This is a genomic window from Pedobacter sp. PF22-3, assembly GCF_026239555.1.
Taxonomy (GTDB): Bacteria; Bacteroidota; Bacteroidia; order Sphingobacteriales; family Sphingobacteriaceae; genus Pedobacter.
In genome coordinates this window covers 1-447 of record NZ_JAPIVP010000055.1, presented here as the reverse complement: position 1 = coordinate 447, position 447 = coordinate 1, and the positions used below count along the sequence as shown (strand labels likewise).

At 40.5% G+C, this 447-nt stretch carries 1 protein-coding gene; it reads left to right on the top strand.

Going from position 1 to position 447, the window contains the following annotated elements:
* Positions 1-22 precede the first annotated feature (22 nt).
* Positions 23-447 (top strand): hypothetical protein (locus tag OQX63_RS23295; protein WP_265853177.1); only part of this gene is annotated, 425 nt, incomplete at its 3' end.

The window sequence follows — 447 nt, the reverse complement described above, 5'->3', positions numbered from 1 at the left end:
AAAAATCAATCTACAATCAAAAATGAAAAACAATTTAAAAACGCTTATCGCTGTAGCTACCATTGCAACGGTATCGGTAACAGCCTGTAAAAAAAATGTTGAACAACAGACTGCTGCAAATGGAAAAGAAATTAATGCCTCCAGAAACCTGGCAAAATTCCCCGATACCATCTTTAGCATAAACGGGAAAGGCGACCCCATCAAAAGCTTGATCAACAGCAGCAAAAAAAGCTATACCGAACTGATCAAGGATAGTGTCTGGGCGGGCGATACGGGACATAGCCTCGTTATTGAATCAGATGAACAGGTTGCTCTAACCAATTATTCACGCTACATCTATCCCGGCTCTTTGTTACAGGGAAATTCCATCTCAGATCTGACCTATAAGCCATTAACACAATATCTGAACAAAATCAAGCCAATTACCGTCTCTGTTTCTGCACATGC